The sequence below is a fragment of the Campylobacter sp. RM19072 genome (assembly GCF_024723485.1).
Lineage (GTDB): Bacteria > Campylobacterota > Campylobacteria > Campylobacterales > Campylobacteraceae > Campylobacter > Campylobacter porcelli.
In genome coordinates, this window is the sequence record NZ_JANQCU010000005.1 from 58,168 (window position 1) to 73,530 (window position 15,363).

Below are 15,363 nucleotides of genomic sequence, written 5' to 3' on the forward strand. Positions count from 1 at the left end.
GGATTGATATGACAAAAGCGGATTTAATTGTTGGAATTCAGTGGGGAGATGAAGGCAAGGGTAAAATTGTCGATATGCTCTCACAAAATTATGATTTGGTATGTAGAAGCGGTGGCGGACACAACGCTGGACACACTATATGGGTAGATGGGGTTAAATACGCTTTGCATCTAGTTCCAAGCGGAATTTTGCACCCTAATATAATAAATATTATAGGCAATGGCGTGGTGGTAAATCCTGAAGTGCTTATAAAAGAGATGTCGCAGTTTGAAAATTTAAAAGGGAGATTTTATATCAGCGATAGGGCACACTTAAATTTATCGCATCACTCCTTAATAGACCAAGCCAAAGAGAGATTAAAAGGGGATAAAGCCATAGGCACCACTGGCAAAGGCATTGGCCCAGCGTATGCTGATAAGATTAGTCGCACGGGGCATAGGGTTGGCGAATTGCTTAATCCTAAGCAACTTAGCGAAAATTTAATAAGCGATTTTGAGGCCAATAGGGCTTATTTAGACGCTCTTGGGGTGAATATACCTAGCAAAGATGAGATATACAAAGAGCTTGAAATATTTAAAAATTCTCTATCGCCATACATTGCTGATACTACTCAAATTCTATGGAAAGCCATAGATGAGAATAAGAAAATTCTTTTAGAAGGGGCTCAAGGCACACTTTTAGATATTGACCATGGCACATATCCATATGTTACTAGCTCAAATACAATCTCAGCTGGTGCTTGTACGGGTCTTGGCTTAAGCCCAAAAAGCATAGGAAATGTGATTGGAATTTTAAAAGCCTACACAACAAGGGTTGGCAATGGTGCATTCCCTACTGAAGATCACGGCAAAGATGGGGATATAATGTGCGAAGTAGGCAAGGAGTATGGCACCACTACTGGCAGAAAAAGACGCTGTGGATGGCTAGATGCAGTAGCCGTAAGATATGCTTCAAAGCTAAATGGAGTAGATAGCTATGCGTTGATGAAATTAGATGTTTTAGATGGATTTAAGAGTGTTAAAATTTGCAAAGCTTATGAGTATAGAGGCGAGATTATAGATTATGTGCCAGTAAATTTAGATGAGGTAACTCCTATTTATGAAGAGCTTGAAGGTTGGGATAGCATTAGCGGGATTAAAAATTATGATGATCTTCCGCAAAATGCTAAGCGATATATACAAAGGATAGAGGAGCTAACAGGAGTTAGAGTTAGCATTATCTCTACTAGCCCAGAAAGGAGCGATACAATACTAAGATGAATAATAAATTTTCGCAAATTGTAAAGGTTAGAGAAGAGGAGCTAAATAAGATTGAGATGAGCCTAGCTAAATCTAAGGCGATGTTTCGTGAGCTTAGTCGCTCTATGGATGCTATAAATACTGAGATAAATATGAGTAAATTTCCAAAAAGCGGCTCATCATCTAAAATTAAATCCACAATCGAACAACAAAAGCTCTTAAGAAGTCAAAAAGATAAGATAAAAGAGAAAATGCTACTTATGCAAAAGGAGATTATACACTTTGAATCTAAGTATAAAAAAGCATATATAGAGCTAGAAAAAGTCAAATATATGGAAAGAGAAGAGATACAAAAAGAGCTAAAAAACCTTAAGAAAAAAGAGAGCAAAGAGCTTGATGAGCTAGGCACTATGAGATACTCATTTTTGAAATAAGGATAGAATTTGAAATTTATATATTTTATACTTATTTTAAACACATTTTTATATGCTAATAGCGATGAGATTTTAGCTGATAGAGAGGCTAATATCGCTAAGAATTTAGAACTCATAGATAGCTCACGCCAGGAGCTAGAGGCTTATAGGGCGGCTACTACTACTTTATTTAATCAGCGTGAAGCTCAAATTTTAGCCAAAGAGCAAGATTTAAATAAAACCTTAGAGATAATAGCTCAAAAAGAAGAGAATATTAAAAGAATGCTTGAGAAAAATGAAAAAATTTTATCTGAGTTAAAAAGCATTACAAGCGATAAGGTTTTAGAGATATATGCTAAGATGAAAGACGCTCCAGCAGCTACGATAATTTCGCAACTTCCAAGAGATGAGGCGGCTAAGGTTTTACACTCACTTGAAGCTAAGAAAATATCTGCAATTTTTGCTAAAATGGATCCGCAAATCGCAGCTGAACTTACCCAAATTTTAAAAAATGATGAGCTTTTTAAAGAGTCAAATTCAACTAAATAAAATTTAATTTATCTTTCTATTTTTAGCTGATTTTATATATTTTTTTGATAAAATTAGCCAAAAAATTTATAAAGGCCATTTAAATGCGTATTAAACTCCCACATGCTCCATATATAGCAAGAAAAATTGCAATTGATCTATTAAATTCTGGTTTTATTAAATTTAAGAGCGGAACTGAGCCTATAGCGGCTGTGGCTAAAGATATTCTTTGTGTTGATATAAATAAAGAAAGAGCGTTAGAAGAGCGTGTAAAAGAGCTTTTGGATCAAAATGAAAATGAGATTGATTTTATGCAAGTTGATCGCAAGAGTATGTTTTGGCTCATTAAGAAAAAATTAGCCAAAGATTTTGGCGTAATGCTTGCTTATGATGATCGTTATAGTAGCTTATCACATGAGATTTTACAAAAATTATGGAAAGATGATTTAATAGATTATGAAGTTTCAGAAAATAGGGTAAAAAATTTAATTTATAACGCCATAGAAAGCTATCTAAAGCAGTATGAGGCTATCGAAGATAGTGTAATTGACCGCTTAGAAAACTATAAAAAGAAAGTTATCCCAGGCACAGATGAGTATGATTTGATATTTGAGAAATTATATGAAGAAGAGCTTCGCAAAAGAGGAATGATATAATGAAGGCTTATATATATTTAGAAAATGGTATCTATTTAGAGGCTAAGGCTTTTGGCAAGGGTGGAAGTGCCTTTGGGGAGCTTGTGTTTAATACGTCTTTGACTGGATATGAAGAGATCATCACAGACCCAAGCTACGCTGGGCAATTTATCATATTTACTATGCCAGAAATTGGGATTGTAGGGATAAATGATGATGACAAAGAGAGCAGTAAAATTCACGCAAGTGGTGTATTTATGCGTAATTTTAATGCCAATCCAAGTAATTTTAGATCCCAAGAGAGCATTGAGAAGTTTTTTTACGATCAAGGCAAATTTGGAATATATGATATAGATACTAGATATTTAACCAAAATGCTAAGAGATGGTGGAAATTTAAGAGCATATGTATCAACTCAAATTAGCGATAAAAATGAGCTAAAAAAAGCTTTAGAAAGTAGCGCTAGAATTGACGAGATCAACTATGTAAGCGTTGTTAGCACCAAAGAGCCATATACTCATCTTTTCACAAGATGGGAGCATAAAAATCAATCTTATGGTAGTGTCAAATCCATTGGCAAAAGGGTTGCGGTGATTGATTATGGGGTAAAAAGAAATATATTAAATGAGCTTTGTAGCGTTGGTCTTGAGCTTGAGGTTTATCCGCATGATGTAAGGGCTGAGGTTTTGATAGATAAATTTAATAAAGGTCAAATCCATGGAGTATTTTTAAGCAATGGTCCAGGCGAGCCTAGAATGCTAGTAGATGAGATAGCACAAATCAAAAAGCTAATTGCGGCAAATATCCCTATGTTTGGTATATGTCTTGGTCATCAACTACTATCTAATGCCTATGGTTATGAGACCTATAAGCTTAAATTTGGACAACATGGAGCAAATCACCCAGTTCAAAATTTAGATACAAAAAGCATAGAGATCACAGCGCAAAATCATAATTATAATGTCCCAGAGAGCATTTGTGAAGTAGCTACAATTACTCATAGAAATCTTTTTGATAATACAATCGAAGGCGTGTGCTATAATGGTGGCAAGGTCTTTTCAGTTCAGCATCATCCAGAGGCAAGTAGTGGGCCAAATGAGAGTAAGTATATATTTAATAAATTTGTAGAAATCTTATAATGGAGCTAACTACAATTCTTACCACTATTGCCCTTGGGATAGGCTTTAGCCTCTCTCATTGCATTGGTATGTGTGGTGGATTTGTAGCAGCTTGTAACCTTAAGCTTAGCAAAACAGATAGAATAACTCATTTTATCTTATCTCTTGGTTATCATTTAAGTAGAGTTTTGGCCTATGTGATTTTAGGTATTTTGTTTGGTCTTTTTGGCTCGGCAGTTATCTTTAGCGGCTTTAGCAAGGGGTTATTTATCTTTTTTGCTGGAGTTATCTTAATAATTTTATCTTTTGCCATTTTTAAAAGAGGTAGGCTCCTTTCTTGTATTGAAAATCAAAAAATAATCTCGTTTATAATGTCGCTACTTAGTAAATTCAGACAAAAAAATAGCACTATATCGCTTCTAATCTTGGGTTTTTTAAATGGGCTTTTGCCTTGTGGGGTTGTATATTATTTTCTAGCTATCTCATTTGGAAGTGGATCGATAATAGAAGGGGCGGCGATTATGGCTATTTTTGGTCTTAGTACTATTCCAGTTATGATGGGGTTTGGCGGTATTTTGTCAGCCATTGGTGCTAAATTTAAAAATTATATAAATTTAGTCTCATTTTTTATTATGCTTGGATATGGAATGTACCTTTTATATTTAGGATTTATGGTATTAAAATGAGATATTAATAGGGGTTAGCGTGAATGAGATTTTAAAGTCTTTGACTATTTTGTTTGTAGAAGATGATAATGATGTAAAAAGCTGGGTATCTAAGTCTATAGATGGCGTTTTTAAAAATTTGATTTTGGCTAAAAATGGAGATGAAGGGCTAAAGAAATTTAAAAAATACAATCCCGATATAGTAATTACCGATATTGTAATGCCTATTATAGATGGGCTAGAGATGACTAAGCAGATTAAGAGTATATCCAAATCCACTCCCGTAATTGTGCTTAGCGCCTTTAGCGATGAAGATAGATTGCTAGGTGCGATCGATGCAGGGGTTAATAAATATTTAATAAAGCCAGTTGGGATAGATGAACTTTTAGAGATTATATATAAATTTGCTAAGGATATGGGATTTAAAGTTGATTTTGGTAATGGGGTTAGATTTGATAGAGCTAAAACAGCCCTTATAAATAGCGATGGAGTAGAGATATCTTTGACTAAAAAGGAGATAGCATTTTTGATGCTTTTAACCCAAAGAATGGATACTTTGGTTTTACATGAAGATATTAAGCAAAGAGTTTGGACAGGTCAGAAGGTAAGTGAGGCGGCAATTAGAACATTTGTAAAGCGAATTAGGGATAAAATTGGAGCAAATTTAATCAAAAATATCTCTGGTCTTGGCTATAAAATCACAACAAATGATGAAAAATGAGTAAAATCGTAACATTAAATTAAATTTTGTTATTTACAGAGTTACCTTAAAATGCGGTAACTCCACGCATATTTATTAAATGTAAAATATTTTAAATTTATTTTGTTTATTTTAAGTTAATTTATATTTTATTTACCATATAATTATAGATATTTTTTAAAGATAATAAACTTTACAGGAGGACTTTTAATGCAGCCAAGTAATGCATTGAACTACGACTATACAGTCGCTAAGTACTTCATGTTTACCACTATTATTTTTGGTATAGTTGGTATGGGTATTGGTACTTTGATAGCCTTTCAGCTAGCATACCCAGATCTTAACTATCTAGCTGGTGAATATGGAACATTTAGTCGTCTTAGACCGCTTCATACAAATGGCGTTATCTATGGATTTATGTTATCAGGTATCTTTGCTACCTGGTATTATATCGGACAAAGAGTGCTTAAGGTCTCTATGAGCGAATCTAAATTTTTAATGTTTATAGGCAAGTTGCACTTTTGGCTATATGTGCTAGTTATAGCTTTAGCAGTTATTACTCTTTTTGCTGGTGTTTCTACATCTAAGGAGTATGCAGAGCTTGAGTGGCCTATTGATATTATAGTTGTTGTTGTGTGGGTTTTATGGGGAGTTTCTATATTTGGACTTATTGGAATTCGCCGTGAAAAAACACTTTATATCTCGCTTTGGTATTATATCGCTACATTCCTTGGCGTGGCTATGCTATATCTATTTAATAATATGGAAGTTCCTACTCGTTTAGTTACAGGTATGGGTAGCTGGATTCACTCTGTATCTATGTATGCTGGCACAAATGATGCATTAGTTCAATGGTGGTTTGGTCATAATGCAGTTGCGTTTGTATTTACAGTAGCTATTATCGCACAAATTTACTATTTCTTACCAAAAGAGAGCGGTCAGCCAATATTTAGCTACAAGCTATCATTATTCTCATTTTGGGGTCTTATGTTTGTCTATCTTTGGGCTGGTGGTCACCACCTTATCTACTCTACGGTGCCAGATTGGATGCAGACTATGGGATCTATATTCTCTATAGTTCTTATTTTGCCTAGTTGGGGTTCAGCTATAAATATACTTTTAACAATGAAGGGTGAATGGGGACAACTAAGAGAAAATCCACTAATCAAATTTATGGTTTTAGCCTCTACATTCTATATGTTCTCTACTCTTGAAGGACCGATTCTTTCAATAAAATCAGTAAATGCACTAGCTCACTTCACTGATTGGATCCCAGGGCATGTCCATGATGGGACTCTTGGCTGGGTTGGATTTATGACTATGGCTGCACTATACCATATGACTCCACGCATATTTAAAAGAGAACTTTATAGCAAATCTTTGATGGAAGCACAATTTTGGATCCAAACAACAGGTATAGTTTTATACTTTGCTTCTATGTGGATAGCTGGAATTACTCAAGGTATGATGTGGAGAGCTACTGATGAGTATGGTAACCTTGCTTACTCATTTATAGATACTGTTACTGTTTTAATTCCATATTATTGGATTAGGGCTATAGGCGGTCTATTGTATTTAATCGGATTTTTCATGTTTGCTTACAATATTATGAAATCTATCTCATCAAGTAAGCCTATAGATCGTGAGCCAGTTAGTGCTTCACCGATGGCTGCGTAAGGAGGAATGAATGTTTAGTTGGTTAGAGAAAAATCCATTCTTTTTTGCGGTATTTGTGTTTATCTTTATAGCTTATGCTGGTATTGTGGAAATTTTGCCAGATTTTGCTGATCGTGCTAGACCTGTAGAGCATAAAAAGCCATATACAGTCTTACAATTAGCTGGTCGTAATGTATATATAGCTGATAGCTGTAATGCATGCCACTCTCAATTAATTCGCCCATTTAAGTCTGAAACTGATAGATATGGTATGTATTCAGTAAGTGGTGAATTTGCCTATGATAGACCATTTTTATGGGGATCAAAGAGAACTGGACCGGATTTAGCTAGAATTGGTAATTATAGAAGTGTTGATTGGCATGAAAATCATATGAAAGACCCAGTAAGTGTCGTTCCAGGTTCTATAATGCCTGCGTATAAACATATGTTTAATAAAAATGCTGATATAGAAACAGCCTATGCTGAAGCTTTAACGGTTAAAAAGGTATTTAATGTCCCTTATGATATTGAGGGTATGCCAAAACTAGGTAGCTGGGAGGAGGCTCAAGCGCAGGTAAAAACAGAAGCGGAGGCTATTATAAGCCAAATGAAAGATCAAGATGTGAAAGATGCGTTTGCTAGAGGCGAAATTCGTCAGATTGTCGCATTGATTGCATATCTAAATAGCTTAAAATAGGGTTTGTTATGAGTATAGAGACTATGAGAGAACTTCAAGCTTATGGCTTTTATATAATGTTAGTAGCTATGGTGGTTATACTATATAGCTACTGGTTTCATTTAAAAAGGTCAGAAAAAGTAGGCAGAAAAGATTATGAAAAATACTCAAATTTAGCCTTAAATGATAATTTACAAGATGATGTTCTTGAGAGTCTCTCATCTTCAGACAAAGATGATAATAGGAGCGTTAAAAAATGAAATGGTTTAATCTAGAAGACAATGTAAATTCGCTTTCTATTCTTGGTGCTATAGCTATTATCTTATTGACCTTGATTGTCGTAGGTAGGCTATTTAAACTAATGAAAGTGAAAAAAGAAGGTGGCGAATTAAGTGAGCATAACTGGGATGGAATAGGCGAGTATAAAAACCCAATACCGGTTGGTTGGGCTGTGGTGTTTGTTTTGACTATAGCTTGGGCTATATGGTATTTCTTATTTGGTTATCCTTTAAATTCATATTCTCAAATTGGAGAATACAATGAAGAGGTAAAAAGATATAATGCAAACTTCCAAGCGAAATTTCACAATGCTACTAAAGATGAGTTAAAAGCTATTGGTGAGCAAGTATTTTTAGTCCAATGTGCGGCTTGCCATGGTATAACAGGCGATGGGATAAATGGCAAAGCGGCTAATTTGATAGAGTGGGGTAGCGAAAAAGGCATTTATGATGCTATTATCAAAGGCTCAAAAGGTCTAGGCTATCCACTAGGAGATATGCCAAATGCTGTTGATAATGGCATTGATGAGACTACTGCTAAGGCAATAGCTGCATTTACCGCTAAGGAGATAACGGCTATTAAATCTACTATAAATGAGGATTTAGTAGAGATTGGTCGTGCGGCATGGGCTACTTGTGCGGCTTGTCATGGAGAAGATGGTAAGGGTATGGATGGTATGGCTCCAGATCTTAGCACATATGGTTCAAGCGATTTTGTAGTAGAAGTTTTAAAACGCGGTAAGAGTGGTGATATCGGTCATATGCCTAAATTTACAGATACAGGACTTATTAATCCTACTCAAGAAAAAGCCGTTGGCGAATATATAATCTCGCTTTCAAAAGGAGAATAGTATGGAAAATATGAATAGATCTGTATTTGGTCTTGGCGGTGTTAGCGGTATGCTGATTGCTACTGTTCTTTTACTATCTATATTAGTTGTGCTTACATATCTTGGTATAGTAGCTCAGCAAGATGTAATGCAAAAACCATATAAATTAGTAGATCCATCATCTGTTGAGATGAGAAGTAGTGTTCAAAAAGCTGCTGAAGTTATGGTAATTAAGGAGTAAGATATGTCTAATTTACTAGAATCGTTGATTGTTATCGGACTTGTTATCGCAGCCGTTATCACTGCTTGGTCAGTTCTTACACCAAATAGTCTTTATATCGGATGATATTGTTTAATATTTTTAAGAGTGGCTTTATAGCTGCTCTTTTTGGTCTAGGTGCTTATGGCGTGGTTGTAGATAATGCTAATATTATAAGCGATGCGGTGGAGGTAAAATTAAATTTAATCGGCGAAGAGTTAAAGAGTAAAACTGGCGTTAGCTTGGATTTGCTTACTATATCTGATTTAAATGGTTCTACGCTAAAAGATGCCGCGTCTGGGCATATATCAACTTTAAAGCCACCTTATGTAGTTTTAGCTATATTTCCTAAAGACTTTTCTAGCAAGGCTGGTAAGCTTGATATTTTTGCTTCAAGTGATGCTTTGGGGCTTTTTGACAAAGAAGCCGTATTAAGCCCATTTCCGCAAACTGGCTCCATAATCCCACTGCTGACACAAAATAAGGGTAAGGATATTTATAATTCCTCTATGTTAAATGGCTATGCTGATATAGCCGACCAAATAGCATATAGCAAAAATATAAGCTTAGAAACCTCAATAGGCTCACAAAATAGAGACACTATAAATATCTTTAGATACTTAATATATGGGACAATCATTTTTGTGATTATTTTCTTAACTATTCGTAAATTTAAAAAGGCTAATAATGCAAACTCGTAAAACATTTTGGCCATATGGTATTTTAATCTCCATATTTGCCATAGTATGTGCTTGTGCTTACACTATATATTATTCGCTGGATTATCCTGTATATATGGATGATTACTACTTTGATAAGTATCAAAAAGTAGATAGCAAATTTAATGATATTCAAGCCGCACAATCAAATTTTAATAGAGAATTTAGCTTTGATTTAACTCCGCAAATTGAGCTAAATGGTGAGATTTTACCAAATGAAGTAGAAAAACTTCGTAAAAGAAAAACCGCCACAATAGTGCCATTAAACCAAGATTTTACTCTTAAATTTGATACAAATGCCACTAAATATAGTGCTAAAATATTACTCACTCGCCCAGATAGTAGCGAATTTGATAAAGAGTTAGCACCTCAAATTTTAGATGGTAAATTGATAATAAACAATCTTAATCTAACCAAAGCAGGTAGGTGGCAGATAAAGGTCAAACTCGCTGTTGATGAGAATAAAACTGGATTTTATCAAGTGGAGTTGTATGCCAAATAGGACGCTTTTTGTTCTTAGTTCATCTAGGAATGTAAGGGATTTTTACTCTAATGAGCTAGGGGCAAATTCGCTTTTGCCAAAAAGTATTAGTATAGCTGATTTTTTCACTCAAATTATCTATGTGCCTAATAGACGCTGTGCTACTCAAATAGAGTGTTTGCTCCATATGCAAACGGCAATTAGCAAGGTTAAAAATATCTCAAAAATCTTAAATATCAAAGATGAATTTTTGCTATTTTTAAAAAATTCACACTATCTTTTCTCATTTTTTAAAGAGCTTAGTAGAGAAAAATGCTCCATATCTGATTTAAATATGGCTGATACATACGCAAGCTATGAGGAGCATTTGGCTATTTTAGATAATTTGGGGCGGATTTATAAAAAGAGCTTAGAAGAGTTAAATTTATATGATGATATAGTAGTTAGCGATTGCTATGAGATTAATCTAAATTTTATTAATAATTTTGATAAGATTAAGTTTAGACTTGATGGGAATTTGACCGCTTTGGATTGGGAGATATTGATTAAGGTAAGTGAGCAAATTCCATTTATTATAAGCGTTGATTGTAGTAAATTTAATCAAAAAATTATAAAAGAGATTACCCATTTTACGGGTTTAAATTTAAAAATTGGCTATAGTTATAAGATTAATTTAAGCGATAGAATTATAGAAGAAGAGATAAAATTAAACACTCAGCCAACAATCAATCTTAAAGGATTTTCTCTTCGCAGCTTACAAGCGGCTTTTGTATTTGATGAGATTTCTAAGATGGTTAAGAGTGGAATAGAGCCGCAAAATATCGCCGTGATACTACCTGATGAGAGCTTTGCTTTGATACTACAAAATCTTGATGAGAATAATATGCTAAATTACGCTATGGGTAAAAGCTTGAAAAATAGCCCTATTTATATAATTTTGCATAGCATAAAAGAGGCAGTTATAGAAGAGCTAGAGTATGAATTTGATGAGAATTATATCAAAAAAGCCAAAAATCCAAACCAAATAATCGCCACTTTAAATGACTTCAAGCTACCTGTGCAGCTATATGGCGATATAAAAAATATATTTTATAGCAAGGCTGATTTTGATAGTTTTGAGAATTTGATAAAATCCATATCAAACTGCGTGAAAATAGATTCTGAAGTGGCTGAGATTATCCAAGGTGAATTATTTACCATTAAAAATCTTTTGCGTCAAATTGAGCTTAAATTTAGCGATATTTTTGAGCTATTTTTGCTTAATATCTCGACTAAAACCCAAAGTATGGTTGGTGGGGGATTGGTAACTGCGATGGGAATTTTAGAGAGTCGCTCAAAGGCGTATGATGGGGTGATAATTGTAGATTTTAATGACTCATTTGTGCCAAAAAGAAGCCATAAAGAGATGTTTTTAAGCTCATCAGTTAGGAAAAATGCTGGATTAATCAGCCATAGTGATAGGGAAAATTTACAAAGATTTTATTATGAAAGCCTGATAAATAGGGCTAAGATGGTATCTATTAGCCATGTTGAGAATGATGAGCAGATGGTATCTAGATTTATTAAGGATTTTAAAAATATCACCCATATTCAAATTCCGCAAATTTCATATGAAAACTCGCTTTATAAAGGCGGAAAATCTATTATTTTAGAGCCTAGCCAAATTATATTAGAGCACGATTTCTTTGATTCTCCAATCTCATTTAGTCGCTTAAATACATATATTAAATGCCCAAGGCAATACTACTATAAATACATTAAAAATATTAGCCAAGATAGATTTAGCGATAAAGAGGCGGTTGAGTTTGGAAGTGCTGTGCATAATGCATTGCAAGAGTATTTTGAGAAATCCCCAGATAAATTTAATAAAGATGAATTTTTAAAGCTATATAGCAAGTATGAAGATAGCGATACAACCTTGAAAAATGAGCTTTTTAAGATTAAGCTTGATGAGTTTGAAATTGAGCAAAATAGCCATTTTGATGATGGTTTTAGTGTTTTGGGTTGTGAGATGGAGATTGAAGCTAAGTTTAATGGAATTCCTATCAAAGGCAAGATTGATAGGGTGGATATAAAAGGCGATGAGATTTGGCTAATTGATTATAAAAGCGGAAGTGTAGATGGGGCATCACTCCAACTAGCATTTTACGAAGCGCTTTATATGGCGAAATTTAATAGAGAAGCTAAAGGCTTTTTCTACTCATTACAAGATAATAAATTTACACCAAATAAAAAAAGTATTGATGAATTAAGTAATACTTTAAAAAAGCTAAAAGATATTAATAAATCCAAAATTCCCTTTAGTCAAAATACAAATTCGTGTGTTTATTGTCCTTATACTCAGATATGCTTAAGGGAATTAAAATGAGTTTTGAGAGCTATTTATGCCTAGAAGCAAGTGCTGGAAGCGGTAAGACATTTGCACTTTCTGTTAGATACATCGCCTTATTATTACAAGGCAATCACCCAAGCAAGATTCTTGCGCTAACTTTTACGAACAAAGCTGCCAATGAGATGTTTCATAGGATTATAACCACATTTTGTAATCTACATGAAGATAAGCAAAAAGGCGAGTTAGCAGAACTTTGTAAGCTTTTAGACAAGGAGCCTAAGGAGATTTTGGCTTTAAGAGATGAGATGATGGGTGAGTTTTTATCAAGTGAGCTTAAAATATCTACATTTGACTCATTTTTTGCTACGATTCTTAGGCAATTTAGCTTAAATTTAGGCATTATGCCTGATTTTAATTCAGTAGAAAATAATAAAATATTAGTAAAGAATGAGTTTAAAAAACTGCTAATTTCTAACTCTATGATTACTAGCGTAGCTAAATATTTAAATAGCACAAATAGCAAGGAGAGCGATCTATTTGATAAGCTAGATATGCTTAGCCAGTGTAAATTTAAACCCTATAGCGCGATATGCCCTACCACCAAACTAGCGATGAAAAAGTATGAAGAGCTATGCGATGTAGCGTTAAAATTAAGTAGCCATAAGAACTATATAAAGAATTTTAATAAAAATTTAAGCTTAAAAGATATAGTTGAAAAGCCAATTGTCAAAGCTATAAATACAGATTATTTTGAAAAAGTAATTGATAATGCCGAGTTTAATAGTGCTAGAGATGCATTTATAAGTGCGGCTAAAGAGTATTATCTAGCTCTTGAGAAGTATGAAATAGCTCAAATTTCAAATTTGATTAATCTATATAAACAAGCTATTATAAATGTAAATCGCCGTGAAAATAGCTTGAGTTTTGCTGATATTGCAAACTGGGTAAATGAGCTACTAACGAGCAAAAATAAGCAAGATATTGATATGCTATATTTTCGCCTTGATGCTAGGATTAAGCATATTTTGATTGATGAATTTCAAGATACTAGCGTAAATCAGTATGAGATTTTAGAGCCATTAATTGCTGAAAGTGTGGCTGGAATAGGGCAAAGTGGTCTTGGGAGCTTCTTTTATGTAGGCGATACAAAGCAGAGTATTTATAGATTTCGTGGTGGGGAAAGTGGGCTTTTTAATAAGCTCAAAGATGATTTTTCACAGATCAAAACTCAAAATTTAGGTAAAAATTATCGCAGCGATAAGTTCATAGTAGAGTATGTAAATAATATTTTTAGATCAAAATATACAAACTATATAGATCAAATTCCAAATAGCAAAGATGATGGCTATGTAAAGGTTGATAGATTTGATTTTAATGAGTATTTGGATAAAATTTATGAAAATATCACCCATCTAAGCCAATCTGGCGTAGCATATAGCGATATGGCGATACTTTGCTGGAAAAATGATGATATTTATAAAATTAAGAATTTTTTAGAATCTAAAGGCTTGATAGTATCTACGCAGATGACAAATATGCTTATTAAAAGTGCTAATGTAGCTGCTGTGGTGGCATTTGTCAAATATTGTATTTTAGGTGATGAGATTTACTCCTTAATAGTCTATGAGATTTTAAAAAGCAAAAATGATAAATTAGAGTTAAAAATCGACGCCCCCATCTCTAGCACTCTTAAATTTATCGCAAAATATCTTGGCATTGAGCCTTATGATATTGATATGCTAAAGCTATATGAGATTAGCAATAACTATAGCGATATATATGATTTTATTTTTAATATTGATGAGGATCAGACCAAAAGTGCTAAAAGTAGCCAAAACGGCATTACTATAATGACACTTCATAAGAGCAAAGGGTTGCAGTTTGACCATGTGATTGTGATGGATAGTATAGCAAAATCTAGTGTAGATAGGAATAAATTTCTAATTGAGTATGATTTAAATTCAAATAGATGGGAGATTAGATTAAATAATAAAGCTTTTGAGAATTTAGGCGATGAGAGTTATATAAAGCTTAAAAATAGACAAAAAGAGCTTGATAAAATTGATAAGATAAATGCACTCTATGTCGCACTAACTAGAGCAAAGCATAGCTTAATAATCTTAGCAAAAGATGATCCAAATGGCAAGAATATATCATATTTTACGCAATATATAAGTAATCATAATACAGTGGAGTATCTAAATTTAGATGAGTGTGAGCTAGGAAGTATAAAACCAGCCATTAAAGAGCAAGAGAGTAGCTTGGTTAAGCCAGTTGAGCTTGAGCCATTTATCAAGGTAGCTCGTCAAGAGATTGTAAAAGATGATGAGATAAAAAGTGAGAAAAATCTAGATTTAATATATTTTGGAAATGCGTTACACTACTATCTTGAGAGTTTAAATTTTAATGATATAAAATCACAAAAAATAGCTAATAATTGCCTATATAATAGATTTGGGGCATATCTTGATAGTGATTGTTTAGAAGATATTATATCAAGGGCTAATAGACTTATAAATAATATAGAATTTTTAGAAATTATAGATGGCAAAGAGCTATATAAAGAGCAAGAAATTGGCTTTAATGGAGCATTAAAACGCATAGATTTGCTCTGTATGAATGAGAGCGAAATTTATATCGTTGATTATAAAAGTTCAGATAAAAATTTAGATAAAGATAGGGCTCAAGTGGAGCAATATTTGGAAATTTTATCCCAAATTTATCCAGATAAATCAGTTAAGGCGGCTATAATTTATATATTAAGTGAAAAGATTCAAATTTTAAAACTCTAATATAAAATTTTACTTAAATTCAGCTATTTTTAAGTAAATCTCG

16 protein-coding genes are annotated in these 15,363 nt (G+C 33.4%); all 16 read left to right on the forward strand.

Annotated elements, in window-relative coordinates; genetic code table 11:
- Nucleotides 1-8: 8 nt before the first annotated feature.
- Nucleotides 9-1,259: an adenylosuccinate synthase gene (locus CSUIS19072_RS04075; protein ID WP_086237727.1), complete on the forward strand. Its 1,251-nt coding sequence runs from the start codon at nucleotides 9-11 to the stop codon at nucleotides 1,257-1,259.
- The gene (locus tag CSUIS19072_RS04080; protein ID WP_086293503.1) at nucleotides 1,256-1,672 is read left to right on the forward strand and encodes a flagellar FliJ family protein; all 417 of its coding nucleotides are present in this window, start codon (nucleotides 1,256-1,258) and stop codon (nucleotides 1,670-1,672) included. Before CSUIS19072_RS04075 ends, CSUIS19072_RS04080 begins: the two co-directional genes overlap by 4 nt.
- Nucleotides 1,673-1,681: 9 nt before the next feature.
- Nucleotides 1,682-2,200 carry a MotE family protein gene (locus CSUIS19072_RS04085; protein WP_086293505.1) on the forward strand — a complete coding sequence of 173 codons (519 nt, stop codon included), beginning with the start codon at nucleotides 1,682-1,684 and terminating at the stop codon, nucleotides 2,198-2,200.
- Nucleotides 2,201-2,283: 83 nt separating this feature from the next.
- Nucleotides 2,284-2,835 carry a DUF507 family protein gene (locus tag CSUIS19072_RS04090; RefSeq protein WP_086237724.1) on the forward strand — a complete coding sequence of 184 codons (552 nt, stop codon included), beginning with the start codon at nucleotides 2,284-2,286 and terminating at the stop codon, nucleotides 2,833-2,835.
- Nucleotides 2,835-3,953 (forward strand): glutamine-hydrolyzing carbamoyl-phosphate synthase small subunit, encoded by a 1,119-nt coding sequence (gene carA / locus CSUIS19072_RS04095; RefSeq protein ID WP_086237723.1) that lies wholly within the window; start codon nucleotides 2,835-2,837, stop codon nucleotides 3,951-3,953. Before CSUIS19072_RS04090 ends, carA begins: the two co-directional genes overlap by 1 nt.
- Nucleotides 3,953-4,618, forward strand: a complete 666-nt coding sequence (locus tag CSUIS19072_RS04100; protein ID WP_086293507.1) for a sulfite exporter TauE/SafE family protein — start codon at nucleotides 3,953-3,955, stop codon at nucleotides 4,616-4,618. The genes carA and CSUIS19072_RS04100 overlap by 1 nt, the downstream gene beginning before the upstream one ends.
- 19 nt (nucleotides 4,619-4,637) lie before the next feature.
- Complete coding sequence (locus tag CSUIS19072_RS04105; RefSeq protein WP_086293509.1) at nucleotides 4,638-5,318, forward strand: response regulator transcription factor; 681 nt, start codon at nucleotides 4,638-4,640, stop codon at nucleotides 5,316-5,318.
- A gap of 189 nt (nucleotides 5,319-5,507) precedes the next feature.
- Entirely contained in the window at nucleotides 5,508-6,974 is a 1,467-nt protein-coding gene (gene ccoN / locus CSUIS19072_RS04110; RefSeq protein WP_086293511.1) for a cytochrome-c oxidase, cbb3-type subunit I, read from the forward strand.
- 10 nt (nucleotides 6,975-6,984) lie between these two features.
- Nucleotides 6,985-7,650 carry a cytochrome-c oxidase, cbb3-type subunit II gene (ccoO, locus tag CSUIS19072_RS04115; RefSeq protein ID WP_086237719.1) on the forward strand — a complete coding sequence of 222 codons (666 nt, stop codon included), beginning with the start codon at nucleotides 6,985-6,987 and terminating at the stop codon, nucleotides 7,648-7,650.
- An 8-nt stretch (nucleotides 7,651-7,658) separates the two neighbouring features.
- Nucleotides 7,659-7,889 (forward strand): cytochrome c oxidase, cbb3-type, CcoQ subunit, encoded by a 231-nt coding sequence (locus CSUIS19072_RS04120; RefSeq protein WP_086237718.1) that lies wholly within the window; start codon nucleotides 7,659-7,661, stop codon nucleotides 7,887-7,889.
- A complete protein-coding gene (locus CSUIS19072_RS04125) occupies nucleotides 7,886-8,758 on the forward strand; it encodes a cbb3-type cytochrome c oxidase N-terminal domain-containing protein (RefSeq protein ID WP_086237717.1) in 873 nt (290 codons plus the stop codon). Before CSUIS19072_RS04120 ends, CSUIS19072_RS04125 begins: the two co-directional genes overlap by 4 nt.
- Before the next feature lies 1 nt (nucleotide 8,759).
- Entirely contained in the window at nucleotides 8,760-8,978 is a 219-nt protein-coding gene (locus CSUIS19072_RS04130) for a DUF4006 family protein (RefSeq protein ID WP_086237716.1), read from the forward strand.
- A 107-nt stretch (nucleotides 8,979-9,085) separates the two neighbouring features.
- Nucleotides 9,086-9,697: a TPM domain-containing protein gene (locus CSUIS19072_RS04140; protein WP_180379366.1), complete on the forward strand. Its 612-nt coding sequence runs from the start codon at nucleotides 9,086-9,088 to the stop codon at nucleotides 9,695-9,697.
- Nucleotides 9,684-10,217, forward strand: coding sequence for a hypothetical protein (locus CSUIS19072_RS04145; RefSeq protein WP_086242190.1), 534 nt, complete (start codon nucleotides 9,684-9,686; stop codon nucleotides 10,215-10,217). The genes CSUIS19072_RS04140 and CSUIS19072_RS04145 overlap by 14 nt, the downstream gene beginning before the upstream one ends.
- A complete protein-coding gene (locus CSUIS19072_RS04150; protein WP_180381021.1) occupies nucleotides 10,171-12,564 on the forward strand; it encodes a PD-(D/E)XK nuclease family protein in 2,394 nt (797 codons plus the stop codon). Before CSUIS19072_RS04145 ends, CSUIS19072_RS04150 begins: the two co-directional genes overlap by 47 nt.
- Entirely contained in the window at nucleotides 12,561-15,320 is a 2,760-nt protein-coding gene (locus tag CSUIS19072_RS04155; RefSeq protein ID WP_180381022.1) for a RecB-like helicase, read from the forward strand. Before CSUIS19072_RS04150 ends, CSUIS19072_RS04155 begins: the two co-directional genes overlap by 4 nt.
- Nucleotides 15,321-15,363 lie beyond the last annotated feature (43 nt).

Bases quoted from the DNA above. Each gene is read 5' to 3' on its own strand.
- CSUIS19072_RS04080 (WP_086293503.1), top strand. From the start codon at position 1,256: ATGAATAATAAATTTTCGCAAATTGTAAAGGTTAGAGAAGAGGAGCTA.
- CSUIS19072_RS04125 (WP_086237717.1), top strand. From the start codon at position 7,886: ATGAAATGGTTTAATCTAGAAGACAATGTAAATTCGCTTTCTATTCTT.
- CSUIS19072_RS04130 (WP_086237716.1), top strand. From the start codon at position 8,760: ATGGAAAATATGAATAGATCTGTATTTGGTCTTGGCGGTGTTAGCGGT.
- CSUIS19072_RS04120 (WP_086237718.1), top strand. From the start codon at position 7,659: ATGAGTATAGAGACTATGAGAGAACTTCAAGCTTATGGCTTTTATATA.
- ccoO (WP_086237719.1), top strand. From the start codon at position 6,985: ATGTTTAGTTGGTTAGAGAAAAATCCATTCTTTTTTGCGGTATTTGTG.
- carA (WP_086237723.1), top strand. From the start codon at position 2,835: ATGAAGGCTTATATATATTTAGAAAATGGTATCTATTTAGAGGCTAAG.
- CSUIS19072_RS04145 (WP_086242190.1), top strand. From the start codon at position 9,684: ATGCAAACTCGTAAAACATTTTGGCCATATGGTATTTTAATCTCCATA.
- CSUIS19072_RS04150 (WP_180381021.1), top strand. From the start codon at position 10,171: ATGAGAATAAAACTGGATTTTATCAAGTGGAGTTGTATGCCAAATAGG.
- CSUIS19072_RS04155 (WP_180381022.1), top strand. From the start codon at position 12,561: ATGAGTTTTGAGAGCTATTTATGCCTAGAAGCAAGTGCTGGAAGCGGT.
- CSUIS19072_RS04100 (WP_086293507.1), top strand. From the start codon at position 3,953: ATGGAGCTAACTACAATTCTTACCACTATTGCCCTTGGGATAGGCTTT.
- CSUIS19072_RS04075 (WP_086237727.1), top strand. From the start codon at position 9: ATGACAAAAGCGGATTTAATTGTTGGAATTCAGTGGGGAGATGAAGGC.
- ccoN (WP_086293511.1), top strand. From the start codon at position 5,508: ATGCAGCCAAGTAATGCATTGAACTACGACTATACAGTCGCTAAGTAC.
- CSUIS19072_RS04090 (WP_086237724.1), top strand. From the start codon at position 2,284: ATGCGTATTAAACTCCCACATGCTCCATATATAGCAAGAAAAATTGCA.